This is a genomic window from Acinetobacter sp. 'aerobic (ED)', assembly GCF_904886855.1.
In the GTDB taxonomy this organism is placed as follows: Bacteria; Pseudomonadota; Gammaproteobacteria; order Pseudomonadales; family Moraxellaceae; genus Acinetobacter; species Acinetobacter courvalinii.
On the sequence record NZ_CAJHGI010000005.1, the window covers coordinates 85,515 to 110,615 of the forward strand.

A 25,101-nucleotide genomic window follows, 5' to 3' on the forward strand; every position below is an offset into this window, starting at 1 on the left:
TGGTTAAACCAGAGTTATAATCTTAGTCAATGATAAATGTGCCCAAGAGCACCATTTTGTAGCGCTAATCGTGCAACAAGTTATAGTTCGGTACAAGCTTTTGCAGGTCATTTCTTAGTGACTGCTAAGTCAAAGTTTATGGTTCAACCTGTTTAAGCGCTTAGATTGTAGGTGGTTTTCCAGCATTTGAGTGAAACTGTTCAGCTAAAATCGTAAGCAGCTGTGTAGTCACAAAAACTGTATTTCAACCATAAAAAAAGGCGCTTTGAAAGCGCCGGAGAGGAGAGGGTGATTACGTTGTTGGATTCGCTTGACGCTTGAATTGTGATTGGTCTGGGGTAAAGCGAACTTCACAAGTACCTTGAATGACACGTTTATTCCATTGCACATTGACGCGTTCTCCGATACGTTTACCTTGACATGCCTGTTCGATCTGGGCGCGTTGTGCCTGATTTTGCTGACGCATTTGTTCGCGTTGTTCTGAACGCTGTTCACGTTTCGCTTGCCATTCAGCACGCTGTTCAGGGGTAAGTGGTGCACGTTGCATATTGTGACGATGGTGGTCACGATCCATTGACTGTTCCGCTGGTGTGGTCGACTGACAGGCAGCCAAACCTAAAACAGAACCGAGTAAGGTGGTCATCAATACAATTTTTGTCTTGTTCATTGTTTTATCCAGCGTCTGCAGTTGTGATTTGATGCTTAAAGATTAGATAATAAAGATGAAGAAACAATGGAGAGTTTTTTTGAACCATGTTGGTTACAATCCATAAATAGAACACTATTGAGATTAAGCGTTTGAATGTTCGTCGTGTCCCTTTAGCCTTACGCCTGTTTTTAACGGTATTACTGACTACCTTGCTGATCGCGACCATCAGTCTGGGCGTTTTGCATTGGACCATGCAAAAGAACTTTGCCCGCTATGTGGCCGATGTCGAGATGCAGAAACTGGATCGGCTGATTGCTAACTTAGGCAATGTTTATACGGTTTATCACGACTGGGGCAATGCCATTCAGGCGCAGATCTTGCAAATCGAGGGAACTGCAGCGCCAGACGACTACGACCGGCTGTCTCAATGGTGGTTACGTCGCCAGTATGACATTGCCTTGCAGCAACGTTATTTTAATGACCATACTTTATTGAGTCTATCTCCGACTTTGGCGCAAAATAATGTTGAGATGAGAAACCGTCAGATCTTTAATGATGAAGAACTCAAAATCCTCAAACAAAATTTACCCTCCGAATATCAACCCTTTGAAGGACTACGTTTTCCACTCAGCCCAAGCCAGTTCCGTTTAAAGAAAGATGATAAAGATGACAAACAGGAGCATAAATTAAGTGCGCCTGCCGAGCATGGTAAAAAGCGTTTTGTCTCGATTCCTGACCGTTTAGGCCTGAGTTCACGCCTATCTTTATATGATGAAAATCAGCAGTTTATTGTCGGTGAACCGGCTACCGATCAAATCTCGTTCCGTCCGATTATTGTGGATGAACGGGTGGTAGGTTATCTAGGCCTAAAACCGGTACTGGACCAGGATGATGCATCCAGTATTAACTTCTTTAGTAATCAAAAACGCTATCTGCTTTTGGTCTATGCATTAACGGTATTGTCTAGTTTGATTGCAGCACTGCTAATGGCGACCTATTTTAAAAAGCCGATTCAACGCCTGTTAAAAGCCACTTTAGAATTGACGCGTGGTAACTATCAGCATCAGGTGAAGATCAGACGTAATGATGAATTAGGTGATTTGTCCAATCAGATCAATCATCTGGCAGACATCTTGCACCATCATGAAGAGTCACGCCGTCAATGGGTATCCGATACCTCGCATGAGCTGAAAACGCCATTGGCCGTGTTGCAGGCACAAATCGAAGCGATGCAGGACGGGATTCGTAAAGCCACACCTGAACACCTTGCGGCCATGATGCGTCAGGTCAGCAGTTTGAAAAAATTAACTCAGGATCTGGCGGATCTGGCTCAGGCCGATGCACAACAGTTGAAATGTTATTTTGCCGAAGTCAATCCGTGGGATGTGGTGCTGCAAGAAGTCGAAAACTTCAGATCAACCTTTGAGCAAAATCAGCTGGACGTTACCTTGTCGGGAGAGGGCGCTTTACTCTCGTTAGATCGTGATCGTTTTAAACAGATTATTGTCAATTTGCTGGGGAACTGTGTTCGCTATACTGAACAAGGTGGAAAAATACAGATTCACACTCAACAAGATGAGCAACAATGGATATTGTATGTAGATGACAGTCCATTGGGGATGAATGATGAGCAACTGGCCCGTCTGGGTGAACGTTTCTACCGTGTCGACGATTCACGTACACGCAGTACAGGCGGTACAGGGTTAGGTTTGGCTTTATCATGTAAACTGGCACAAGCTTTAGGTGGTTCACTGACTTTCGATCATTCACCATTAGGTGGATTACGTTGTGTACTGACTTTCCCGAAACAAAATACGTAACTTTTAGATCCTCTTTGGTTGAGGATGATGGATAGGATGAAGACCATGAAACATATCATGTTGGTTGAAGATGAGGTTGAACTGGCACAGTTGGTTCGTGATTATTTGGAGGCTGCTGGTTTTGAAGTCAGTATGTTCCATGATGGTCAAGATGCATATACCCAGTTCCAGCAACGTAAACCAAGCTTGATGATTCTGGATTTGATGGTGCCGCGTATGGACGGTTTAACCATCTGCCGTAAAGTACGTGAGCAGTCTGATCTGCCGATCATTATGGTGACGGCACGGACTGAAGAAATTGACCGTGTTTTGGGTCTCAATATGGGTGCAGATGACTATATCTGTAAGCCTTTTAGTCCCAAAGAACTGGTTGCCCGTGTTCAGGCTGTTTTGCGTCGTTTAGAGCGTAAAGCGGAACCTGAACAGAATGATCTATTCCGTATTGATAAAGCGCAGCAACGCATCTGGTATCAGCAAAAAGCATTGACCTTGACCCCAACAGAATTCCGTTTACTGGAGCTGTTTTTAGAACATCTTGGACAGGTCTATTCACGTGCACAGTTGCTCGATCATATCAATCCGGACAGCTTCGATGTGGCAGACCGTGTGATTGATAGCCATATTAAAAACCTGCGTCGTAAGATTTCAGAAGCAGCGGATACAGGCAATCGTCATGAATGGATTCAAGCGGTGTATGGTGTCGGTTATCGTTTTGAATATCCAGATGAGTAATCAGCATTACGTGGTTTGTAGTGACACATAATCAAAAATCTGGAACAGTTTCTATAGATGAACTCATCTCTTTTTCTTCGGATAGAGAGAATGATATGAGATGAGTTTTAATGAGGGTAAAGGGTAGAGCGCGGCAAAAAGTTTTATCCTGTGGCTACCCCTTGCGCTGCTACAACGCAGCTCATATCCAAGAAAATGTAGAATAGTTTTCTTAAATTAGCTCATGGTTTTCTTTGGATAGAGGAACTGAAAGAGGACGAAATTTTGTGACGATAATGGGCAAAGCACGGCAAAAACTTTTATCCTGTGGATAACCACAGCGTTATCCACAGAAAATGTGGATAGTTTCGCAAAGATTTTGTCGAAATTATCTGCTTTTCTGGTTTTAAATGGAACATCACTGGATTCTGCGCAAACTAAGATTACATTACTTTACAATCACTTGTGATGAGCTGGATTGCTGTAATGAGATTATTTCTGGATTAGAAACTTATCCCCTGAATAAGCCTTGCTCGGTTTGATCATCGCCTTTATCCGCAAGCTCATCTGAGCATTGCCCCCATTAGGGGTGGATGATAATCGGCGTATGATCAGCAACCAGTTGCCATATTTCGTCTATATCCGAGTTGGTCACTGCAATACAGCCTAAGGTCCAGTCTTTGCGTGGCATATAGCGTGCACTGGCAGGAAATGAGGTGGCACGTGTCGGCACTGTCCCGTGAATCATCACATTTCCTCCCGCAGAACGATTGTGCTGTTGGGCATAGGTCGTATCAGTTTTATTGGGGTAGGAGATATGCAAAGATTTATAATAAGCGCTTTGTGGATTGCGCCAATCAATAGAATAAGTTCCCTCAGGCGTTTTGCCATCACCTTCAAATTGTTTATGTCCGATCGGATCAAAGCCTAAACGTATCGGATAACTGCGAATGACTTCCTGTTGATGTTTTAATTGTAGAATACGTTGGCGCTTAAAGACTTCAATTGAGGTCACGGGTTTATTCTGTTTGAGCTGTTGTATTTGTTCGGCTGAAAGTGGCGTATGGGTTGCTGCAAATGTGGGGATGAACTTGCCATACTGATAAAAAGCCAGTGCCAATAAAATGATTAAAGCAACACATCCAACAATCAATCCAGTTTTCATGATGTTCTTCTTTTTAAAATAAATAGCTCACCTGAGCCGCAATCGCGACCCAAGCGAATCACAACGACTCAAAATTAAGATGAACAGCTCACCATTACCTCTGGTACATCACTTGGTAAAGGGGCAGTATCTGCTTCGGTTTCCAGATCAGGCTGTTTTTGATAGGGCTGATTCAGCAGCTTAAATAGACGGTCAACCTCACTAAAATCACCACGTTCAGCCTGCTCAATGGCTTTCTGCGCCATATGATTGCGCAGGATATACTGCGGATTGGCCTGTTGCATTTGCTGGTTTAATTCATCCGTATCCTGATGTTGACGGATATTCTGGTAATGTGTCAGGAAATCATCAAACTGTTGCACATGAATACAGTCATCTCTTAAAGCTTTATAATCTTGCTGTTGCAAACGAATAAAGCTTTGGGTGTAATCCAGTTGCTCGGTTTGCAAAATTCTCAAGAAGGCAAAGCTACAATCCAGACTGTCTTTATGAAAATGCGGCAGTCCCATTTTTTGACAGAGTCCCTGACCATAATGCTGCAAAAAGGTGGGTTCAAATTTCTCTAGGCAACTCGCCAGATCTAGTTTGAACTGTTCTTTATCTTCGGCCGATGCTAATGGAATCAGGTTGTTTAGCCATGTCCACAGATTCCAGTGCCCGATGCTTGGCTGGTTCTGATAAGTATAACGGCCCTGATAATCGGAATGGTTGTTAATCCAGTTTGGACGGAAACGTTCCATAAAACCGTAAGGGCCAAAGTCCAGTGTTGAACCGGTAATATTGAGATTGTCGGTATTCATCACCCCATGTGCAAAACCGACCAGTTGCCATTTGGCAATCATGATCGCAGTTCGTTCAATCACGGCTTGAGCAAAGGCCAGAATTGGATGTTCAGCTTCAAGGCATTCTGGATAATGCCATTCGATACATTTTTGCGTGAATTCAGCCAACAGTTCAGGCGCATATTGATTGATCCATTCAAAATGACCCAAGCGAATATGGCATTCGGAAGTGCGCAACAGCATTGCCCCTAGCTCTAGGGTTTCGCGTTGTACGCCCTGAGTTGAACTGGTAAAACCGACTGCATGACTTGATGCGACACCCAAAGCATTTAAGGCATGTCCAGCGAGATATTCACGAATTACCGAACGCAGCACAGCACGGCCATCGCCCATGCGCGAGTAGGGGGTTGAACCTGCACCTTTGAGATGTAGATCAATGGTCTCGCCGTGTTTATTCAGGATTTGTCCGATCAGCAAACCCCGACCATCACCCAGTTGTCCTGCCCATTGTCCAAATTGATGCCCCGCATAGACCATGGCAAGTGGTGGAAATTCGGCAAAGGTTTTTTGACCGCTACAGATTTCCACCCAGTTAGCTTTATCTTCTTCGCTCCATTGCAATTCATCTGCCAAGGCTTCATTGAAATGGCCTGCTTTGGCACCACGCAACGGACTGGGCTGTTGCTGATGATACAGCTTCGGATTTAAAGAATCATAGCGAGGGTTAAATTGCATAAGCGAATCATCTTGAAAGACTGATCTATGACTATAACAAATTAACCGATGCAATGGGGAAGCGTAGAACAGAGGGATGAAACAGCAGATATAAAAAATGGCCTCAATTTGAGACCATTTTTAATTGCTAAGCTGTTATTCAGAAACAGGCGCTTTTTTGATGTTACGCATCAAGGTTTCCAAACATTCACGGTGATGACTTAAACGATGTTCAAGTAACTGGAAATCAACTTTCAGCTTATGATCCATTTGATGGATTTTTTCAGCCATGGCTGCTTTTTTCGCATGAAGCTCTTGTTCTTTCAGCTTGGCCCAATCATTTAAGGTATGGGTAAATGCTTCATATTCTTGGGCAATACGTTGTTTCATTTGCACGATGTCGGTATTGACATCATGCCCATAGATCGCAAGATCGCGTTCCGCATATTTAAACTTCATCGCAAGTTCAGCTTTTTTGATATTAAAGCTTGGAATACGACGTAAGTTCTTCGCTAAACCGAGCTTTGAGCTGGTCCAGATTAACCATTTGGTTGGGTCATATTGCCACCATTTCACGCCATTACGGTAGTCGTACTGGAAGATGTGATGGTAGTTATGATAACCCTCACCCCAAGTGAAAATAGCTAAGACAAAGTTGTCACGTGCGGTATTTTCATCGGTATAAGGACGTTTGCCCCACATGTGGCAAAGCGAATTGATGAAGAAGGTCACATGGTGACTGATGATCAAACGCAATAAACCACCCAGTAAAATCACGCCCCAGATGTCGCCAGTCGCCCATCCGATTAAGCCCAGTACACCGACATGAACAGCGATGACCATTGGCACATAATATTTATGCTGGAACATCACCAGTTTGTCATTGAGCAAATCAGGGGCATTTTTAAAGTCAGGTTCAGATGGCGAGTGATCGCGAATCATCCAGCCCAAGTGTGCATACCAGAAACCACGTTTAATTGAATACGGGTCTTGATCGACATCATCGACATGGCGGTGATGGGTGCGGTGACCTGAAGCCCAGAACAAAATACTGTTCTGCACAGCAAAGGTACCGCCAATCATCAATAAAATTTTCAGCGGTAATGCCGCTTCATAAGCACGATGCGCCCAAAGACGATGATAACCAGCTGTAATGCCCAGGCTACTCAGCGCCAAAAGGAAGATCATGCTCACCCAAGCACTTACACTAAAATCATAATAATAAGCGTATAAAGGGATTAAAATAGCGGCAAGAATTGGTGTGCCAATTAAGGTAATGCTAGCAGTCCAGTTAATGGGTGCCTTTTTGAGTGGGGCGGAAGTCATATCCGTCAGCGCTCCTAATAACCTTGTTTGTACAAGATAATAAAACTAAACGAGATAGCAAAACCAATCATGACGATATATTGCTATTTTATCACTGATATTAGCATGCCCAAATCGATTAGCACTAGTATTATTGTACAGTTGTATCGGAAGAACAGTAACAGAATTCATTTGTAAATATGGTCAATGAATTAAAAGGTGAAATAAATCAATGTCTGAGCAAATTACCATGAAAAATCCCATTTTTTCTTTGAAGGCATTTTTTAACAAAACTTTAATCTTCTCTGCCGCTGTCATGCTTGCAGCCTGCCAAAGCCAACCGCAGCCCGCGCAAAAACATAGCTTGCAGCCAAAACGGGTGACACAGCCACCTGCCATGCAAGTCCGTAAAAGTACCGATGGTGTGCAAGATGTGGACTGGCAAATTACCACTATCCAAAGCAAGCGCGCGTTGTTCTTTAACCAGTATCCCGGTTTTCAGCTTAACTCGGTTTCCAAGATGGTGTCAGGGCATACCGGCTGCAACAATATTTATGGTCGTTATAAATATGATTTCAGCCAGCGTAAACTGGATTTTGATGTGATGGCACAGCATCAAAGCTGTAACCGCGCTTTGGCGCAAGAGGCAGATTTGATGGATGCGATTCAACGGGTTGAACGTTTCCAGCTGGATGGTGCAAACCTGTATTTATTAGATGCAAAAGGGCAACGTTTGATTCAGGCCCAGCGTAAGAAATAAAACAAAAGGCGGAATTTATTCCGCCTTTTCTTATTTAAAATGTTGCAACATGGTACTTGGAACATCGGTAATTAAACCTTGAATACCTAACTGCTGCAGGTGCTTGGCACGTTCAACCTCATTCACTGTCCAGACACTAATCTCAAGATTGGCCTGTTGGGTCCGTTCAATGATTTCATCTGTCGCCAAGGCATCTCCCCAGCCAATCTGACAGCAGCCATATTGCTGCGCTAGTTCAATCGCATATTCCCCAATTGGAATTTCAACCAATAATCCTCGCTTAAAATGACTTTGATGGCGCTGTAAGGCAGCTAAAATTTTGACATCAAAACTGGTAATGGTTGCGCTTTGCTCAAAACCTTTTAAATCTTGATGCAGTTGATAGACCAAGCGTTCAGCTGCTGCATCATCTGCAACGGCTTTAATTTCAACTTCGATATGTTCAAAGTCAGTGAGACACTCAAGAACATGGGGAAGGCTAGGGGTATATTCTTCAAAGGCCCATGCCTGCCATTGATGGCGATGATCGAATTGCTGAGCTTCGAATAAATTGCAGCTTTCAACCTGCTGGGAACGACCCGCAGTGCGTACAAAGTCATCATCATGGATCACGACCAGTTGATCATCTTTCAATTGGCGTACATCAAACTCGACTGCATGTACGCCTAAATCATGCAGATAACGAAAACCACCTAAAGTGTTTTCAGGAGCTTCACCACGCGCACCACGATGACCAATAATTCGCATTTGTCTCTGCCTATTGAAAAGTTATGCTTGATCGATACTGTCGTTAATATTCTTTTGCCATAGCACTTCACTACCACCTTCGGCGCGTTGTAAAGCTCGTGAGGCAACGAATAACCAGTCGGATAAGCGATTCAATAATTGTAGCGCAGTCGCCTGAATATTCTGGTCGCGATGATGTACCGACAATAACGCACGTTCTGCACGACGGCAGACGGCACGGGCTTGATGTGCATAACTGCAAGCCAAAGTGCCCGATGGTAAAATGAAGTCTTTTAACATCGGTAAAGACTCATTCATGTGGTCGATTTCTTTTTCCAGAAAGTCGATGCATACCGGTTGAAGCAGGTGATAGTTTGGAATACAGACTTCGCCACCTAGATCGAACAACCAGTGTTGGATCAGGCTTAAGCTTTTATCCCAATGCGCTTTAGTTTCAATTTGGCTGGCACTGATTTGTGCGCGCAGTACACCAATGGTTGCATTGAGTTCATCGACATCACCGAGAGCAGCAATGCGTAAATCATCTTTGGCAACACGTGAGCCATCTCCCAGACCTGTTGTGCCTGAGTCACCTGTACGTGTATAGATTTTACTTAAACGATGTCCCATAGTTCTGTTTCTCTGATCCTGAAAATAAAAAGGGGATAATGTCGGTCAGAACATTACCCCGAAACTGGAGTTAAGAAAATGTTTTTATTATTTTAGCGCAGGATTAATAACGGAATGTGACACCAGCAGAGGCTTGACGTCCACCGTTGATGTAGTACACGCCATTACCGTTATAAGCAGTTTTATAATTTACATCACCAATGTTCTCAATATTTGCAAAGAGTTTGATCATTGGGATAGGTTGCCAATACACGTTTACATTCGTGGTGACATAGCCAGGGGTAGTTGTTGGTGTTGTTGATGGCCAATCTGCAAAATCTTTTGAATTCGATTTCGCAATAACAGAAGCCGAAACACCATATTCTCCATCATCCCATCCCGTTGTAAGGGTTAGGCTTTGACGTGGGCGACGAGTTAGATCTTTTTTGGTTTCATCATCTTTTGCTTGTACATAAGCATAAGTTGTAGTTAAAAAGAGTTCATCTTGCTGCCATTTAAATGAAGCTTCGCCACCAGTAAAAGTTGCTTTATTAACATTGATCAACTTGCCTGCTTGAAAACTAATGAGGTTATCCACTTTATTGCGATAAATAGATAAGCCTAAGTCGATGTTGTGGTTTAACTTTTGATCTACACCAATTTCATAAGAAAAGCTTTCTTCTGGTTTTAAATCAGGATTTGCACCCCATGATAAGGCATATAAGTCATTGGTGGTTGGTGCACGGAAGGCAGAACCGACATTGGCATATACACTGGTAAGGGGTAATACTTGGTAGCGAATCGCCCCTTGACCAACGGTATGCGTACCAAATTTATCGTTGTCTTCAACACGAATACCCACTTGGGTGTCTAAGCCATTATGCTGATATTGATGTTGAGCAAAATAACCAATGGTATCTACGGATTCTTTATATTTGACGTCTTGTCCACCGTATAGATTTTTTGAGTAGACATCACCTTTAATATCTTTAAAGGTTGAACCAACTAAAATATTTTGGGCAGGCGTAATTTGCCATTTTGTGTAAAGTTCAGCTTCCTGAGTTGTACTATGTACGTAATCTGAAGAAGTATTTTGATCAATATTATCTTTATATTGCGAAAGACGGGCATGTACTGCAAGATTATCTAAAACATTGAGGCGACCTTTCATATTGATAGCTTCGTTTTTAAAGTCTTGAGAAACTAAGTTACCGTAATTATCGTAATCGCTATAGCCTTGGTTCTCACTATAATCAACAGAAGCCGCGTATTGTTCTTTATCTACTCCAACTTTTGCACTATAGCCTTTCTGATCAAAGCTCGCCTTTTTATTGTTTTTTGCATCAGTAACAGGCGTACCATCTGTTTCTAAGCGTTGTCCGCGAATTTGAGCATAAAAACCATTTTCAGCCAGGTCTGCGCCGACAACAGATTTATAGGTTTTATGTTCACCAATTTCACCTGTTACAAATGCAGAGGTTTTTTCAGGTGTTTTAGATATCAGTTGAACGACTCCACCAATTGCATCGGCACCATATAAAACAGAGGCTGGGCCTTTGAGAACTTCGATCTGTTTAATATCTGTAGTATCAATAAAAGGGAGCGATGCTGCACCTGAGGTATTTGAGTTTAGACGAACACCATCTCTTAAAAGCAAAGTGTGATTCGAGTTTGTACCACGTAAAAAAATAGAAGCAGCTTGTCCATAGCCGCCAGTTTGTACCATATTGATTGAAGCATCAGTTTGTAATAACTGAGGTAGAGATGCGATTGGTGATTGTTCCAGAATCTTAGGCTCAATAATATTGATACGTGCAGGAACATTTTCAATTTTCTGTTCACTACGAGATGCAGTCACGACAATCGTATCTAGCGTCGCAGTTTTATCGCTGGCTTGATCTTGAGCAAAAGCAGGTGAAGAAAACCCCATCGCAATAGCGATAGCACCAACTAAACGAGTCGGTTGTAAAACAGTAGACATGACGTCGCTCCAGACATTCACCCGTCGTGAATGATAATGTGGAAATAAACAACAAGCAGGTCTCCGGACTTCACTATAATCATCAAACAAATGATATTACTCATCATCTTCCCACATCGTTCCGATGCAGTGATTTGGCGTTAAGCTGGGATAAGTAATTCAGTGTTACCGTTGCGAGGGCAGTGCTGGAATTTCACCAACTTCCCTATAAGCAAAAGAAATTGCTTTAGACTTGTTGCAAGATTACGCAAAGTATAAAGTGTTAACGTTTCTTAAACAATTGCATTTCAGAATGAACTTTGCACAAAGTGAGTCAAATTGCATTACAATGCGAGAGCTTCAAAATATTCAGACTAGATTGGACAGCTCATGCGCCAAAGCCAGATGCGAACTCGCGCCAAGATTTGTGGAATTACCCGAATACAAGATATTCACGCCGTTGTACAATCTGGTGCAGATGCGATCGGCTTTGTTTTTTTCCCGCCAAGTCCGCGACATGTCAGTATTGAGCAGGCGCAAGCATTGGCAAAGCAGGTCCCGCCTTATGTACAGCTGGTCGGCTTATTTGTAAATGCAACTGCTGAAGAAATCCAGACGGTGCTTGATTCGGTTCCTCTGGATGTATTACAACTACATGGCGATGAAACGCCAGAACAATGCCAATTCATCGCAACGCAATGCAAACGTCGCTGGTATAAAGCGATTCAGGTCAAACCTGGTCTGGATGTGGTTGCTGAAATCCAGCGCTATCAAGTAGCGGGCGCCAGTGCAGTGTTATTAGATGCTTGGCATCCTGAGCTAAAAGGTGGGACAGGGCACAGTTTTGACTGGACGCAATTTCCCCAACTCGATATTCCACTCATCCTGGCCGGGGGCTTAACCCCTGAAAATGTCAGTGAAGCTATTGATACCACAGCTGCTTTTGCTGTGGATGTCAGCGGAGGCGTCGAGTCCGCAAAAGGTATAAAAGACCAACAACTCATTGAAAAATTTATGCAAGGAGTCCAACGTGGATCAGCAAAACTCTAATCAAGAAAATCAGGTGATTGATTACACCCAGTTTCCCGATGCGCAAGGGCATTTCGGTATTCATGGTGGACGTTTTGTATCAGAAACGCTGATGGCTGCACTTGAAGACCTCGAAAGTCTTTATGGTCGTATGAAGAATGATGCACAGTTTTTAGCAGAGTTTGACCGTGATCTTGCGTTCTATGTTGGTCGTCCGAGTCCGCTGTATTATGCCGAGCGATGGTCTCAGCACCTCGGCGGTGCGCAAATTTACCTGAAACGTGAAGACTTGAATCATACCGGTTCGCACAAGGTCAATAACACCATTGGTCAGGCTTTATTGGCAAAGTTGTCAGGTAAGAAACGCATCATTGCGGAAACAGGTGCAGGTCAGCATGGCGTGGCGACGGCAACCATTGCAGCACGTCTGGGTATGGAATGTGTCGTGTACATGGGTGCCGAAGACGTGAAACGTCAAGCCATGAATGTCTATCGTATGCGTTTGTTGGGCGCGACGGTGGTGCCCGTACAAAGTGGTTCAAAAACCTTGAAAGATGCCATGAATGAGGCGATGCGTGACTGGGTCACCAATGTTGACAGTACTTATTATGTAATTGGTACTGTGGCTGGTCCTCATCCATATCCGCAACTGGTTCGCGATTTCCAGTCGATTATTGGTCGTGAAGCGCGCCGTCAAATCCAGGAACAGGCAGGGCGTTTGCCAGATGCTTTGGTCGCTTGTGTTGGCGGTGGTTCAAATGCGATGGGCTTGTTCTATCCCTTCCTGAATGATCAAGATGTGAAAATGTACGGTGTTGAAGCCGCAGGTCATGGCATCGAAACAGGTAAACATTCTGCGCCGTTGAATGCAGGACATGTGGGGGTATTACACGGTAATCGTACTTATTTGATGTCGGATGAGCAAGGGCAGATCATTGAAACGCATAGTATTTCAGCTGGTCTGGACTATCCAGGCGTAGGTCCGGAACATAGTTTCCTCAAAGACATGAACCGTGTGGAATATGTGCCAATCAATGATGATGAGGCCTTACAAGGTTTCCGTGATCTCACCAAGATTGAAGGTATTATCCCAGCATTGGAAAGTTCACATGCGATGGCTTATGTCACTAAACTTGCACCAACCATGTCCAAAGATCAAATCATTATTGCGACAGTTTCAGGCCGTGGCGATAAAGACTTGATGACGGTTGCGCGTATTGATGGCGTGGAAATGGTGGATATGTAGGTCTTAAGATGCCAAGTCTGTTTATGGTGATGCTGGGTGGCCGTCATGCGCGTGCCAATACCGAAGTACATGATGTGGTGATGGCAATTGGTCATAGCTTGTCTGAGCTTACACCCCAGTTGAAACAGGCCTGGTTTGGTGAATTAAAAGGTTTGCATATTGATGCCTGGGCGCAGATTTCAGGTGTGCAGTCGCAAGGTGTGAATTATCAGATCCAGTTTTCTGATGCGGCACCATCAGCATCAGATAAAAAGCTGTACTTGATTAATCTGGGCGGCTATACGCCAAATATTTTTGGTGAATTGCATAGCTATCATCTTGTCGTTGCAGCTGATGCAGTGGCGGCAAAACAGTTGGGCAAACAGTTCATTGAACAACACTGGCATAAGCCACATACCGATCGTGTAGTGGATGTCGATGATTGCATTCCGATAGATCATATCGCAGGGCGTTATATCCATTTGGTTCAAGGTGAATTTAGTCCGATGATTTGGGAAAATACTTATCTCACCTTAGCTTAAGCATGATTTTAGAAAAGAAATAGGGAAGCAATTGCTTCCCTGTTTTTATTTAGGATCTGATTAAGGTGTGACTTTGATTCGATCAGTTTTAGGTGCGGTCAGAGGAGAATGCTGAGCCACATATTGTTCTAGGGCATCAATATCTTGTCCGCCACCAACTGGATTTTTACCTTGTTTTAATACCGTGAAGTTATCACCACCATCGGCAAGGAAGCTGTTTACAGTTACACGGTAAACCTTGTTATCATCCAGCGCTTGTCCTGCAACCAAGATATTGCTGGCGCGTGGTGAAGCCGAGTTGTCTTTCTTATAGGTATAACTGAACTCTTTTGATGGCTGCAAGATACGTACCGTGGCTGCATTGGCACCTGACCATTGTTGCTCAAGCACATCACGAATCTGTTTGCCTGTCAGACTTAATGTCACAATCGAGTTGCCAAATGGCTGCACGGTAAAGACATCACCAAAGGTAATCTGATTATTGGTATTGACCAGTAAATCGGCGCGTACACCGCCCGGATTCATCAGGGTAAAGTCAGAACCTTGATTGCTTGCAGTGAGTGCCATGGCCTGTTGTGCATCGGCAATTAAATTACCCAGAGCACTTTCACCACTTTCGGTGGCATTACGATTAATCACACCATCTGCCGTACCGACAACACGGGCTGAAATGCTGGTCACGGCTTGACGATATTTATCCAGAATGGCTTCAATGCTTGGGGTTTTATTGAATTTCTCGTATAGATCCGTCAAGTTCACTGTGGTTGAGCCCGAGGTATAGGCTTCACTTTGAATCGGAACCTGTTTGGCATCTTTCTTAATCACATCACCTGTTTTGCCATCCAGTTCTAATTGAATATTGGTAATGGCGGTACCGTATTGTCCGGCAGAGGTGAGCAGGAACGGTTTTTGCGGATTCTTGGTCGAGTAATCACAAATATAAGATTGATGGGTATGTCCAGAAACCACTACATCAACTGCAGGATCTAGGCGATCGAGGATACCGAGTAATGGACCGCTAAGGCCATCACAAGTTTTCTTATTAAATTTGGTACTTGGTGCGACGCCTTCATGTACTACCACCACAATCGCTTCAATGCCTTGTTTCTTTAACTCTGGAATCAAGGCATTAACCGTATCGGCTTCATCGTTAAAGTTAACGTCTTTAATACCCGCAGCCGAGACAATGCTGGGTGTCGCTTTCAGGGTCATACCGATAAAGGCTACCGGAATGCCACCATAGCTTTTGACTTTATAGGCAGGGAATAAGGTTTTGTTGGGATCAGCCTTCATCGAGACATTGGCAGCCAGGAAGTTAAACTTGGCACCCTCAAATTTTGGATTGATCTGGCAGGGTTTGGTACTGGTATATTGCTGACAGCCACCATTCTGCAAGCGACGTAATTCATCGGTACCCCGGTCAAATTCATGATTGCCGACTGCGTTAAAATCGATCTGAATATCATTCATGGTTTCAATGGTCGGCTCATCCAAAAACAGGGATGAGGTCAGTGGTGAGGCACTAATCAGGTCACCTGCCGAAACGACCGCATTATTTGGATATTGCACGCGTAATTTTTTAATCGCATCGGCAAAATAACTGACGCCCCCGACAGGAATACGTACCGTTTTGCTACTGTCATTTGGGTCATCTGCTTCTATAAAGCGTTTAGGTGGTTCAAGGTTACCGTGAAAGTCATTAAACGCAAGAATGTTGATATTTTGATTTTTGCGTTGAACCGTTGACGTTCCATCATTATCGTCATGATCATTACAGGCCGTTAACGCCAGCATCATCAGACAGAGAACTTTGGCTTTTAATAACTGTTGAGTCATCATTGTTTTTGATCGGGTGGTATAAGATTGTTTTTAAAAATAAAACTTCTGTATGAATGTTTGATGAAATTATGAGCTAGAATCATTTGGCAAGCACTTGGATTGAGCGCTAAGAACTACGGTGCAGTTATCATTTTTACAGATAAAACGATTAGCAAATTTGTCCACTTAAGCTTTATGATTGAAGCAGTTGCAAACCCGTACTCATGGAATGAAAGAATGGATTTGATACAAACCAATGGTCAGCCACGTTATGGACGTTTTGATCAGGTACCCTCAAGGATTAATCTGGATGACTATATTTATAAAACGCCTTATGGACAGGTATTAACTGGCTGGCGCAAGCAACTGAAATATAAAAAATTTAAATTCTGTGGCTTGCAACATGAGCATTACAGCATTGGTGTGGCAATTGTCGACCTATCCTGGGCTGGGCATGCGTTCTTTTATATTTATGATCACCAGACTAAAAAGGTGATTGAGTGGAATGCGATTCAACCTTTGGCATTCAAAACACAATTGGATGAGCAGCCGTTATTTAGTCAAAGTTCGTTCAAAAAATCAGCCTATCAATTCGATATGCAGCATGCCAATGGCGTGCGTTATATTCAGGTCAGCAAACATGGTGAGATCCAGCTAAAAGCCCGGATTTTTTGTGCAGGGACCGATGCCTTAAGTTTATGTAGCCCGACCGGGATTAATGGCTGGACCTATACCCAGAAGCAAACCACATTAGCGGTTGAGGGCTTTTTCATTAGTCCAGCTCAGCAAAAGATTGAATTTAATGCTTATAGTCTTGCGGCTTTGGATGATACCTGTGGCTTTCTGCGCCCTGAAACAGCCTGGTTCTGGTTGTCTTGCCAGTTCCGTGATGCACAAGACCGTCGTATTGGTATCAATCTGGCATCAGGCGTCAATGAAAGTTTTGGCAACGAAAATGCCTTGTGGGTGAATGGCCGTTTATATCCGCTGACAGATGCTTTATTTGAGCAAAAGAATGAAAATACCTGGTCGATTCGTTCTTTGGGTGGATGTTTAAATCTGGTGGTTGAAACAGGCTGGTGCCGGTTTGAAAATATTAATCTGCGTATGATTGGCAGCCAGTTTAATCAATGGCAGGCTAAAGTCAGTGGAACGATTGCCCATGAACAGGTTGAATTGGTGGCATTAGATAATGAATATGGCTTATTAGAACAGCATTATGCAAAGTGGTGATGCTGAAAATAAAAATCCCCTCAATTGCAAGGGGATTTCTTTAGATTAGATTAATGAACTAAAGTCCCGCTTGCCAGAACGCTTCACCTGCTGCAATCGGATCATTGGTCTTAGCTAAAGTATCAATCCAGACATCATACTGGCGAATCACCGGATGTTGATTTGGATGGAAATCCTTTTTAAACCAGTCACTATATTGCGCTCTTTTCGCAGTCAAAATACCGTTGCGACCAAAGAACCACGGCAAGCCTTTACGCGCCATATCAAAACGTTGTCTTAAGCTAAAACCATCGGTTTTGAGCATCACATCAGTACGATACAGGGTAAAACCAAACATCATCACTGTGGTAAAGACCAAGGCAAAGCGACGGGTTGCTTCCGGGACTTCACCGACTTCACGCATCACATCAAAAGCCACATCGCGATGTTCCATTTCTTCAATGGCATGCCAGGCAAACAGCGCACGTACAAAAGGATCTGCTTCTGCCAAGGTTTCTTTTTTACTATAGAAGGTATCTGCCATCAGTGCGGTTAAATGCTCGGCAGCTGCGGTCATGGCAATATTGTATTGAGGAGAGCGATTCTTCAGTTCAAAGCGAAAGATTTTCTTTAAGCGGGTGGTGAACTGCTCCACAGGCATCCCTTGATCTTTCATGATCTGGTTCATTTTATCATGCGCGATACCATGCTGTGCTTCCTGCCGAATAAAATCAGCGACACGTTCCTGCAAGTCTGGATCATCAATTTTGTCTCGGAATAAACGGACGCATTCAATAAAATAACGCTCGCCATCGGGGAAGGTCAGGCTGAGGGCATCAAACATACGGGTACGGAATGGGTCGCCACCGAACCAGAAGCGGGGTGCCTGCTCGAGATGGAAGTCCAGTTTGGTTCTGACCACGGGATCAACTTGATAGGAAACATGTGCATTCATCTTTGCTATTCCTTGTTTTTCTTCATGTCGCCAGTATGGAAAAAGTCCGATGAAATGTTTTGACAGTTACAGCCAATTTTTATACAAATAACGACAGCTCAGGATGAGGTTGGCCCATGTCCGTTAAAATAATCATTGGATATTTACGTTTGTTGAATCGCGTTTTGCAACAGGAACAAATTGATTTGTCTAAAGTTGTTGCGCCTGAACTTTGGCAAGCCTTTCAGGCCTGTCTGGAAAATCCGGATGAGCGTGACTTTGATGTCGAACGTTATGCATTGTTGTTACAGGCAGCTCAAGCACATTTTACCCGTCCGATTACTTTAGTTTTGGCTGAACATGCAAATTTGCAGGATTTGGGCTTGATGGGTTATCTGGCCTCAACCAGTATGGATCTCCAGCAGGCACTTCAACTCTTGCAACGATACTACTCGCTGGTGTTTAAACAAACCAATCTGGAACAGCTCGATGTCCAGCAGTTTCCTGATTACATCCAGATTGTCTGGGGCGCATCTTATTGCGACTATCGGGAAATGTATGAGCTGAATCTGGCCTTGATCTTTAAAATCGCGCAATCGATAGTGCAGGATGCTCTAGTGCCACCGCAGATGATCCAGTTTGGTTATGCCCCGCATACGGCACTGTATCATTTTGAAAAATTCTATGGTTGTCCGATTCAGATTCAGCAGGGCCAATATGCGATCCGCTTTTCCAATCAGGTTTTAAAGGCAAAAAGTATTGCGGCAGACCAGCAACTGAATCAGGTTTTGTCTACTCAGGCACAGCATTCATTGAACAGTGTCAGCTCGTTTGAGGTTCAGCAACAGCAATTTAGACAAAAAATCCATAGCTTGATTGAACAGGGCTTAGTGCAGCAGGAAGAGGTATTGCAAAGTTATGTGGCGAAGCGTTTGCATTGTTCGGAACGGACACTTCAACGTCAGTTGAAGGCTTATGAATTGAATTTTCAGGATGTGCTGGATCAGTATCGTCTAGAACAGAGCAAGCTGTATCTGCAACAAGGTAAGTCTTTGTCTGAGATTGCGGAGCGGCTGAATTATGCAGATCAGAGTGCGTTTGGACGGGCATTTAAGCGTTGGACAGGCGTTACACCCAAGCAGTTTTTAAAATCTCTGTAGATTTTAGATCAAGCTTTTAATTAATAAGTGTTTAGCTAAGGTAGTTTAATTTATAAACAAACAAATGGGTTTGATATTTTCCTTACTTTTCAGGGATGAAAAGTAACAAAAATCCTCTGTTGGGCTGACGCTACGTCCTGAGCAAATTTTAAAGCCCTGCTTTGAAATGCAGCACAAGGCTAGTCCAACGGGCGACATCCATGTCGCCTACCACGATAGTAGATACTTGTCTAAATTGAAGCGTTATTGAGAGTGGGATTTGAGCAGTAATTCAATCTTCTACGGTTTTTTTAAACGCGGATAATTAAAGACAATGGCAAGCACCGCACAAACCGCAAGAATCCAGCAATAGTAGATATTGCCAATTAATTCAACCGGAGAAAGTTTGGCAATCGAACAGGCCAACAGTAACTGCGCTCCATAAGGAATCATGCCTTGAACCACACAAGAAAAAATATCCAGTAAAGCTGCACTCCGTTTAGGATCTACGCCGTATTCTCTAGCCACTTCACGCGCCATATCGCCCGATAAAATAATCGCAACGGTATTGTTGGCCACAAATAGATTCGAGAAGACCACCAGAAAACTAATACCGAATTCACCAGCACGCTGTTTACCGAATTTAAATAGGCGGGTAATCGCATAAATGCGTTGAATCAGCCACTGCAATCCGCCTTGTTTTTGCATCAGGGCGGACAGACCACCCAGCAACATGGAAAGTAATGCCACCTCAAACATGCCGACAAAGCCGTCATAAATCGCACTATTCAGCTTGAGCACATCAAAATCCGGTTTTTCAAGCAGCCCCATCAGACCCGATAAAATCACACCGATCATTAGCACTGCCAAAACATGCAGACGGGTAAAAGCAAGAAAGAACACCGCCAGATAAGGCAGAATCAGCCAGAGATCATAAGGCTTGGATTGAATGGCTTCTGCCTGATGGCTCATGGAAATATAAACCATTAAGGTGATGACGGCAGCGGGAAGTGCAATCCAGACATTGACCCGAAATTTATCTCTGAGTTCAACATTCTGACTACGGGTAGCTGCAATGGTGGTATCCGAGATCATGGATAGATTATCACCAAACATGGCGCCACCAACCACCGCACCAATGGCATAGACCGGCGCAATATCAGTCGCTTGAGCAAAACCAAAGGCAATGGGCGCACAGGCTGCAATGGTGCCCATCGAGGTACCCATGGCCGTAGCAATAAAAGCGGCAATGATAAACAGCATGGGTAAGACAAATTCTGGCGAAATAAGCGAAAGTCCTAACTGTACCGTCGCATCGACGCTGCCAATGGCACTGGAAACACTGGCAAAGGCACCTGCCAGCATAAACACCATAAACATCAGAATCAGATTCGGGTGACTGGCACCTTGCAGGAATTCTTCAATCGCTGTATTGAGTTTCTGTTTATACAGTAAAAGTGCGAGAATCACCGCAGGTATTGCAGCCACAGGCGCTTTAACCTGATAAAAGGCGAATTCAGTTCCGATCATTGAATGATAAAGACCACTCCCAAGAAAGATGATCAAAAATACCAATAGCGGCAGCAAAGCAAGGGCATTGCTTTGTACTTTTTCGGGAGAGTGGGCAGACATAAAATAAAAAGGAAACTTAAAAATTTCGGCTAGTATAAAGGAGCTTGGCGAAATTCTAAAATGCTAAGCGATCAGCCTGAAATTAGGAATCTTTGATCATTGAGAAAAAACTCAAAATATAGATAAATGTAGCAGAGGAGTTGTAAGTCGCAGGATTCGCTGTCGCATTCACGTCAAACTCTGTTCAATGAACAAAAAATAGCGTTACAATGCAGTGTTTTTAAATGACCACAAACAACTCCTTAATTTATATAAATCAGGAAAGCATAATCCTATGTCACGTCTTGCCACTCGTTTTGAACAGCTTAAATCTCAGCAACGTAAAGCGCTTGTTTCTTATGTAATGGCAGGTGACCCGCATCCACAAGTCACTGTTCCATTGCTTCATCAAATGGTTGAGGCAGGGGTTGATGTTATTGAACTGGGTCTTCCGTTCTCTGACCCGATGGCAGATGGTCCTGTAATTGCTTTGGCAGCTGAGCGTGCTCTGGCAGGTGGAACCAATACTTTAGATGCATTGGATATGGTGAAAGCTTTTCGCGAAAAAGATCAAACGACACCGGTTGTTTTAATGGGCTATTTAAATCCTGTTGAAGTGATTGGTTATGAAAAGTTTGTGACTTATGCGAAAGACTGTGGTGTTGATGGCGTACTTCTGGTGGACTTACCACCTGAAGCATCTCAGCAATTAGGTGAAGTTCTTAAACAAAATGGAATGGATCAGATTTTCTTGCTTGCGCCAACCTCAACCGACCAGCGTATTCAACATGTGGTCAATCAGGCAAGTGGTTTTGTCTACTACGTGTCACTCAAAGGTGTGACGGGTGCAGCAACCCTAGATACTGCTGAAGCAGCAGCGCGTATTGCAAAAATTAAATCTAAAACCAGTGTACCAGTCGGTGTTGGTTTCGGAATTAGTGATGCGGCGTCTGCAAAAGCGGTGGGTCAGGTTGCCGATGCCGTGATTGTGGGAAGTGCTTTCGTTAAATCTTTTGCGACATTGCCAGCAGATCAAGCTGCGCAACAGACGGTGAATAAAGTGAAGGAGCTTCGAGCTGCGCTCGATGAGTTAGTATGAGTCAAGAGTTAACATCAGGGAAGGTTCTTAACCCTTCAACCCCTTGGACTGAGCGTCATGTACCTGGTATTCAGGTGGCAGATCAACAGCAAACGTTTAAAGCGACCTTTACTGAGCCTACGATTGAATGTCCTGAGTGCCATGCACTGGTGACACGTACTGCCATGTCATTTAATGCCTATGTCTGTCCTCAGTGTGATGAGCACCTGCGTATGCGTGCGCGTGATCGTTTGAACTGGTTCTTTGATCAGGTCAATGGTGAGTTAGGTCAGGAATTTAATGCCAAAGATCCATTAAAGTTTGTGGACAGCAAACCTTATCCAGATCGTATGCGCGAAGCGCAAGACAAAACGGGTGAGACAGAAGCACTTGTGGTAATGCAAGGTTCGCTTAAAGGTTTAGACCTTGTTGCCTGTGCCTTTGATTTTGATTTCATGGGCGGTTCAATGGGCACGGTTGTGGGCGACCGTTTTGTTCAGGCGGCTGAACGTGCCATTGCTTTACACCAGCCGATGATCTGTTTTGCAGCCTCAGGCGGTGCACGTATGCAGGAAGGTATGTTGTCCCTGATGCAAATGGCGCGTACTGCAGCAGCCATCCAGAAAATGAAAGAAGCACGTGTGCCTTATGTAGTGGTGTTAACTCATCCAGTTTATGGTGGTGTAACGGCTTCATTGGCCATGTTAGGTGATGTACATATCGCTGAACCGAAGGCGATGATTGGCTTTGCCGGTAAGCGTGTAATTGAACAAACCGTACGTGAGAAACTGGAAGAACCGTTCCAGCGTGCAGAATATTTGCTTGATCATGGTGTGGTCGATCAAATTGTTCATCGTCATGCATTACGTGATACTGTATACAGACTTGTTGCAAAACTGATGAACTTACCTTGAAACCGCACGCTCCACATTCAACGGATACATTAACAACATGGCTCGATTATTGGGGCCATGTTCATGTTACAGGCATTGATTTAGGTTTAGAACGCGTTATTCCTGTGGCTGAAAAGCTGGGTGTGATGCAACCTGAGGCGAAAGTATTTACTGTCGCAGGTACGAATGGTAAAGGCTCAACCACGACAACTTTAGCTGCAATTTTAAATGCACAAGGTTATAAGGTGGGCCTGTATCAGTCACCGCATATTTACCGTTTTAACGAGCGCGTAAAACTGGCGGGTGCCGAGGTAGATGATCAGCGTCTGATAGGTGCTTTTGTACAGGTCGATCAGGCTCGCCGTGAATGTGGATTAAGCCTTTCTTTTTTTGAAGCAACCACTTTGGCTGCTTTTGTCATTTTTAAACAGCAACAATGTGATGTCTGGGTACTTGAAGTCGGACTGGGTGGTCGTCTTGATGTAGTCAACGTGATTGATCCAGACATTGCTGTGATTACCAATATTGGTTTAGACCATGTCGACTGGCTCGGTGATACGGTCGAAAAAATTGCCTTCGAGAAAGCAGGGATTATTCGTCCGAATATTCCGGTGGTTTTTGCCGGGCAACAGCAACTTCCACAAGCCATTCAAGATAAGGTGGCTGAAACACAAGCCCAGTTATATACACTTAATCAAGATTATTTCTATCAGCTGGATGAAAATGGGCAAACATGGTCATTTGCATCTTCTGGTAGCACCTTAAAGCTTCCTGTTGGTCAGCTGGCTTTGGATAATATTTCAACTGCGGTTGCTGCTGTACTGGTGAGTGGAATAGACATTTCACAACAAGCCATTGCAACGGGTATTCAGCAGGCACGCCTACAAGGCCGTTTTGAAATCAGACAAATTCAGAATAGAACCGTTATTTTTGATGCGGGGCACAATGCCCATGGTGTCGAATTTTTGTTGAAGCAGTTGCGAAAATTCCTAAAATACAATAAACAGTACACAGAAGTTGTTGCAGTATTTTCAATGTTGGCAGATAAAGACATTCCATCTGTCACTGATTTACTAAAAACAACAGTAAAAGATTGGTTTATTGCTAATTTAGATGTGCCTAGAGCCGCACCAGTGCAACAGATTCAAGATGCATTGCAAGGGCAACAGGTCCATGAGTTCGGCAGTATCCAGCAAGCGTTTGAAACTGTGCTGAAACAAGGTAATAACAATCAGCTGATTTTAGTCTGTGGTTCGTTTCATACTTTAGAAGCGGTCTGGGAGTATTTAGAAGAATGTCGATGAATAACAAACAACGTTGGATGGGTGGCGTTGTTCTATTAGGAGGTGGTGTTTTATTGGCCGCACTGCTTCTTAAAGGTAATGAAGAAATAGAGCAAGATCATACGCAAGCTACCGTTACTCATCCTATTCCCAAAACAGCCACTAAGCCAAAAACTGCTCAGCCTGCCCAAGAGAGTGAAATGGTTTCATTACAACCTTTGGCGGTTGATGTTGAAACAGAAAAACGTTTGCTTGAAGAACAACGTCGCTCTCGTGAAAAAGCAGTTGCTGAACAAGAGGCACGTGCAGCTGAATTTTTAAAAATGCAGCAGCAAGCAGAAGCAGCTGCAGCGCGTAAAGCGGCTGAAGAATACGCGGCAATCAATGCACGTCGCACCGCTGCACAAGAAAGTTCAGACAATATCCCGCCTGAACTGGTTGAAGATGAAAAAGCTAAGGCAAAACGATTGGCTGAAGACAAACGCAAAGCGGATGAAAAGAAGCGAGCGGAACAGTTAAAAGCAGACCAGCAAAAGACGACTGATGCTGATAAAAAGCTAGCGGAAGATAAACGTAAAGCAGAAGCAGCAAAGAAAGCGGAAGCTGATCGCAAAGCTGCGGAAGACAAACGTAAGGCAGATGCAGACAAGAAAGCTGCTGAAGACAAGCGTAAAGCAGAAGCGGATAAAAAAGCTGCCGAAGATAAACGTAAAGCTGAAGCAGACAAGAAAGCTGCGGAAGACAAACGTAAGGCCGAGGCGGATAAGAAAGCCGCTGAAGATAAACGTAAGGCAGATGCAGACAAGAAAGCTGCTGAAGATAAGCGTAAGGCAGAAGCTGAAAAGAAAGCCGAAGCTGAAAAAGCCCGTGACCTGATGGAAAACGGCGATAAAAAATGGATGGTACAAGTAGCACTGGCGGCTAATCAGGCCAATGCAGATGCCGTGGTATCGAAATTACGTGCTAAAGGCTATAAGGTAACCACTAGCCCGACCTCTAAAGGTATTCGGATCATGGTTGGTCCAGCCAAAGACCGTGATACTGCGGATACGACCCGTAAGAAAATTACCACTGATGATAGTCTGAATATGAAATCAGCCTGGGTAATTGACTGGGTGCCACTCGACCAGCGTTAA

At 43.9% G+C, this 25,101-nt stretch carries 22 protein-coding genes and 1 riboswitch; of the genes, 12 read left to right on the forward strand and 10 right to left on the reverse strand.

The genetic code is table 11. The annotated features are described in order from the left end of the window. Window positions 1-292 precede the first annotated feature (292 nt). Complete coding sequence (locus JO943_RS11695; protein WP_202740861.1) at window positions 293-667, reverse strand: heavy-metal resistance; 375 nt, start codon at window positions 665-667, stop codon at window positions 293-295. Between the two features lie 131 nt (window positions 668-798). On the opposite strand from JO943_RS11695, the gene baeS reads away from it, so the two are divergent. Both baeS and JO943_RS11705 read left to right on the forward strand, forming a co-directional pair. Next, window positions 799-2,469: a sensor histidine kinase efflux regulator BaeS gene (gene baeS, locus JO943_RS11700; protein WP_032870083.1), complete on the forward strand. Its 1,671-nt coding sequence runs from the start codon at window positions 799-801 to the stop codon at window positions 2,467-2,469. Window positions 2,470-2,514: 45 nt separating this feature from the next. Then, window positions 2,515-3,201: a response regulator gene (locus tag JO943_RS11705; protein ID WP_004652437.1), complete on the forward strand. Its 687-nt coding sequence runs from the start codon at window positions 2,515-2,517 to the stop codon at window positions 3,199-3,201. Window positions 3,202-3,763: 562 nt separating this feature from the next. Here the strand turns inward: JO943_RS11705 and JO943_RS11710 are convergent. The 3 genes from JO943_RS11710 to JO943_RS11720 all read right to left on the reverse strand — a co-directional run bounded on the left by JO943_RS11710 (window position 3,764) and on the right by JO943_RS11720 (window position 7,167). Continuing rightward, window positions 3,764-4,345 carry a L,D-transpeptidase family protein gene (locus JO943_RS11710; protein ID WP_202740862.1) on the reverse strand — a complete coding sequence of 194 codons (582 nt, stop codon included), beginning with the start codon at window positions 4,343-4,345 and terminating at the stop codon, window positions 3,764-3,766. A 74-nt stretch (window positions 4,346-4,419) separates the two neighbouring features. Next, window positions 4,420-5,862, reverse strand: a complete 1,443-nt coding sequence (locus tag JO943_RS11715) for a protein adenylyltransferase SelO (RefSeq protein WP_202740863.1) — start codon at window positions 5,860-5,862, stop codon at window positions 4,420-4,422. A gap of 135 nt (window positions 5,863-5,997) precedes the next feature. Further along, a complete protein-coding gene (locus tag JO943_RS11720) occupies window positions 5,998-7,167 on the reverse strand; it encodes an acyl-CoA desaturase (protein WP_202740864.1) in 1,170 nt (389 codons plus the stop codon). A gap of 211 nt (window positions 7,168-7,378) precedes the next feature. Here JO943_RS11720 and JO943_RS11725 point away from each other — a divergent pair, with 211 nt between their 5' ends. Next, window positions 7,379-7,906, forward strand: a complete 528-nt coding sequence (locus JO943_RS11725; protein ID WP_202740865.1) for an META domain-containing protein — start codon at window positions 7,379-7,381, stop codon at window positions 7,904-7,906. Between the two features lie 30 nt (window positions 7,907-7,936). Here the strand turns inward: JO943_RS11725 and JO943_RS11730 are convergent, their stop codons facing one another. From JO943_RS11730 to JO943_RS11740, 3 genes are all read right to left on the reverse strand, one after another. Further along, entirely contained in the window at window positions 7,937-8,653 is a 717-nt protein-coding gene (locus tag JO943_RS11730) for a glycerophosphodiester phosphodiesterase (RefSeq protein ID WP_202740866.1), read from the reverse strand. A 21-nt stretch (window positions 8,654-8,674) separates the two neighbouring features. Further along, window positions 8,675-9,262: a cob(I)yrinic acid a,c-diamide adenosyltransferase gene (locus tag JO943_RS11735; protein ID WP_005288971.1), complete on the reverse strand. Its 588-nt coding sequence runs from the start codon at window positions 9,260-9,262 to the stop codon at window positions 8,675-8,677. A gap of 103 nt (window positions 9,263-9,365) precedes the next feature. Continuing rightward, window positions 9,366-11,222, reverse strand: coding sequence for a TonB-dependent receptor plug domain-containing protein (locus JO943_RS11740; protein ID WP_202740867.1), 1,857 nt, complete (start codon window positions 11,220-11,222; stop codon window positions 9,366-9,368). 36 nt (window positions 11,223-11,258) lie between these two features. After that, window positions 11,259-11,473, reverse strand: a riboswitch (cobalamin riboswitch). Between the two features lie 118 nt (window positions 11,474-11,591). Here JO943_RS11740 and JO943_RS11745 point away from each other — a divergent pair. Genes JO943_RS11745 through JO943_RS11755 form a run of 3 tightly spaced genes read left to right on the forward strand, consistent with a single transcriptional unit; the run spans window position 11,592 to window position 13,997 of the window. After that, complete coding sequence (locus JO943_RS11745; protein ID WP_032870067.1) at window positions 11,592-12,251, forward strand: phosphoribosylanthranilate isomerase; 660 nt, start codon at window positions 11,592-11,594, stop codon at window positions 12,249-12,251. Beyond that, window positions 12,232-13,476: a tryptophan synthase subunit beta gene (gene trpB / locus JO943_RS11750; RefSeq protein WP_005226888.1), complete on the forward strand. Its 1,245-nt coding sequence runs from the start codon at window positions 12,232-12,234 to the stop codon at window positions 13,474-13,476. The genes JO943_RS11745 and trpB overlap by 20 nt, the downstream gene beginning before the upstream one ends. An 8-nt stretch (window positions 13,477-13,484) precedes the next feature. Next, window positions 13,485-13,997: a DUF1543 domain-containing protein gene (locus JO943_RS11755; protein ID WP_005226889.1), complete on the forward strand. Its 513-nt coding sequence runs from the start codon at window positions 13,485-13,487 to the stop codon at window positions 13,995-13,997. Window positions 13,998-14,057: 60 nt separating this feature from the next. Here the strand turns inward: JO943_RS11755 and JO943_RS11760 are convergent, their stop codons facing one another. Then, window positions 14,058-15,836, reverse strand: a complete 1,779-nt coding sequence (locus JO943_RS11760) for a bifunctional metallophosphatase/5'-nucleotidase (protein ID WP_005226890.1) — start codon at window positions 15,834-15,836, stop codon at window positions 14,058-14,060. Window positions 15,837-16,052: 216 nt separating this feature from the next. Between JO943_RS11760 and JO943_RS11765 the strand changes: the two genes are divergently transcribed. Further along, window positions 16,053-17,048 (forward strand): DUF2804 domain-containing protein, encoded by a 996-nt coding sequence (locus tag JO943_RS11765; RefSeq protein ID WP_202740868.1) that lies wholly within the window; start codon window positions 16,053-16,055, stop codon window positions 17,046-17,048. Window positions 17,049-17,106: 58 nt separating this feature from the next. Here the strand turns inward: JO943_RS11765 and JO943_RS11770 are convergent, their stop codons facing one another. Beyond that, window positions 17,107-17,982 carry a metal-dependent hydrolase gene (locus tag JO943_RS11770; protein ID WP_005226892.1) on the reverse strand — a complete coding sequence of 292 codons (876 nt, stop codon included), beginning with the start codon at window positions 17,980-17,982 and terminating at the stop codon, window positions 17,107-17,109. A 116-nt stretch (window positions 17,983-18,098) separates the two neighbouring features. Between JO943_RS11770 and JO943_RS11775 the strand changes: the two genes are divergently transcribed. After that, window positions 18,099-19,121: an AraC family transcriptional regulator gene (locus tag JO943_RS11775; RefSeq protein WP_005226893.1), complete on the forward strand. Its 1,023-nt coding sequence runs from the start codon at window positions 18,099-18,101 to the stop codon at window positions 19,119-19,121. Window positions 19,122-19,400: 279 nt separating this feature from the next. On the opposite strand, the gene JO943_RS11780 is transcribed toward JO943_RS11775, so the two are convergent. Further along, window positions 19,401-20,732 (reverse strand): Na+/H+ antiporter NhaC family protein, encoded by a 1,332-nt coding sequence (locus JO943_RS11780; RefSeq protein WP_005226894.1) that lies wholly within the window; start codon window positions 20,730-20,732, stop codon window positions 19,401-19,403. Between the two features lie 274 nt (window positions 20,733-21,006). Between JO943_RS11780 and trpA the strand changes: the two genes are divergently transcribed. From trpA to JO943_RS11800, 4 genes are read left to right on the forward strand one after another with little or no spacing between them, the layout of a single operon-like run. After that, window positions 21,007-21,810, forward strand: a complete 804-nt coding sequence (gene trpA / locus JO943_RS11785) for a tryptophan synthase subunit alpha (RefSeq protein WP_202740869.1) — start codon at window positions 21,007-21,009, stop codon at window positions 21,808-21,810. Then, the gene (gene accD, locus JO943_RS11790) at window positions 21,807-22,703 is read left to right on the forward strand and encodes an acetyl-CoA carboxylase, carboxyltransferase subunit beta (RefSeq protein ID WP_004775442.1); all 897 of its coding nucleotides are present in this window, start codon (window positions 21,807-21,809) and stop codon (window positions 22,701-22,703) included. Before trpA ends, accD begins: the two co-directional genes overlap by 4 nt. Next, window positions 22,700-23,986, forward strand: coding sequence for a bifunctional tetrahydrofolate synthase/dihydrofolate synthase (gene folC, locus JO943_RS11795; protein ID WP_202740870.1), 1,287 nt, complete (start codon window positions 22,700-22,702; stop codon window positions 23,984-23,986). The genes accD and folC overlap by 4 nt, the downstream gene beginning before the upstream one ends. After that, the gene (locus JO943_RS11800; protein ID WP_202740871.1) at window positions 23,977-25,101 is read left to right on the forward strand and encodes an SPOR domain-containing protein; all 1,125 of its coding nucleotides are present in this window, start codon (window positions 23,977-23,979) and stop codon (window positions 25,099-25,101) included. Before folC ends, JO943_RS11800 begins: the two co-directional genes overlap by 10 nt.

What these genes read in the sequence shown, in the direction of transcription:
- JO943_RS11695 (WP_202740861.1), bottom strand. Translation starts at nt 667, where the DNA reads ATGAACAAGACAAAAATTGTATTGATGACCACCTTACTCGGTTCTGTT.
- JO943_RS11705 (WP_004652437.1), top strand. Translation starts at nt 2,515, where the DNA reads ATGAAACATATCATGTTGGTTGAAGATGAGGTTGAACTGGCACAGTTG.
- JO943_RS11710 (WP_202740862.1), bottom strand. Translation starts at nt 4,345, where the DNA reads ATGAAAACTGGATTGATTGTTGGATGTGTTGCTTTAATCATTTTATTG.
- JO943_RS11715 (WP_202740863.1), bottom strand. Translation starts at nt 5,862, where the DNA reads ATGCAATTTAACCCTCGCTATGATTCTTTAAATCCGAAGCTGTATCAT.
- JO943_RS11720 (WP_202740864.1), bottom strand. Translation starts at nt 7,167, where the DNA reads ATGACTTCCGCCCCACTCAAAAAGGCACCCATTAACTGGACTGCTAGC.
- JO943_RS11725 (WP_202740865.1), top strand. Translation starts at nt 7,379, where the DNA reads ATGTCTGAGCAAATTACCATGAAAAATCCCATTTTTTCTTTGAAGGCA.
- JO943_RS11730 (WP_202740866.1), bottom strand. Translation starts at nt 8,653, where the DNA reads ATGCGAATTATTGGTCATCGTGGTGCGCGTGGTGAAGCTCCTGAAAAC.
- JO943_RS11735 (WP_005288971.1), bottom strand. Translation starts at nt 9,262, where the DNA reads ATGGGACATCGTTTAAGTAAAATCTATACACGTACAGGTGACTCAGGC.
- JO943_RS11740 (WP_202740867.1), bottom strand. Translation starts at nt 11,222, where the DNA reads ATGTCTACTGTTTTACAACCGACTCGTTTAGTTGGTGCTATCGCTATT.
- JO943_RS11745 (WP_032870067.1), top strand. Translation starts at nt 11,592, where the DNA reads ATGCGCCAAAGCCAGATGCGAACTCGCGCCAAGATTTGTGGAATTACC.
- JO943_RS11755 (WP_005226889.1), top strand. Translation starts at nt 13,485, where the DNA reads ATGCCAAGTCTGTTTATGGTGATGCTGGGTGGCCGTCATGCGCGTGCC.
- JO943_RS11760 (WP_005226890.1), bottom strand. Translation starts at nt 15,836, where the DNA reads ATGATGACTCAACAGTTATTAAAAGCCAAAGTTCTCTGTCTGATGATG.
- JO943_RS11765 (WP_202740868.1), top strand. Translation starts at nt 16,053, where the DNA reads ATGGATTTGATACAAACCAATGGTCAGCCACGTTATGGACGTTTTGAT.
- JO943_RS11770 (WP_005226892.1), bottom strand. Translation starts at nt 17,982, where the DNA reads ATGAATGCACATGTTTCCTATCAAGTTGATCCCGTGGTCAGAACCAAA.
- JO943_RS11775 (WP_005226893.1), top strand. Translation starts at nt 18,099, where the DNA reads ATGTCCGTTAAAATAATCATTGGATATTTACGTTTGTTGAATCGCGTT.
- JO943_RS11780 (WP_005226894.1), bottom strand. Translation starts at nt 20,732, where the DNA reads ATGTCTGCCCACTCTCCCGAAAAAGTACAAAGCAATGCCCTTGCTTTG.
- trpA (WP_202740869.1), top strand. Translation starts at nt 21,007, where the DNA reads ATGTCACGTCTTGCCACTCGTTTTGAACAGCTTAAATCTCAGCAACGT.
- accD (WP_004775442.1), top strand. Translation starts at nt 21,807, where the DNA reads ATGAGTCAAGAGTTAACATCAGGGAAGGTTCTTAACCCTTCAACCCCT.
- JO943_RS11800 (WP_202740871.1), top strand. Translation starts at nt 23,977, where the DNA reads ATGTCGATGAATAACAAACAACGTTGGATGGGTGGCGTTGTTCTATTA.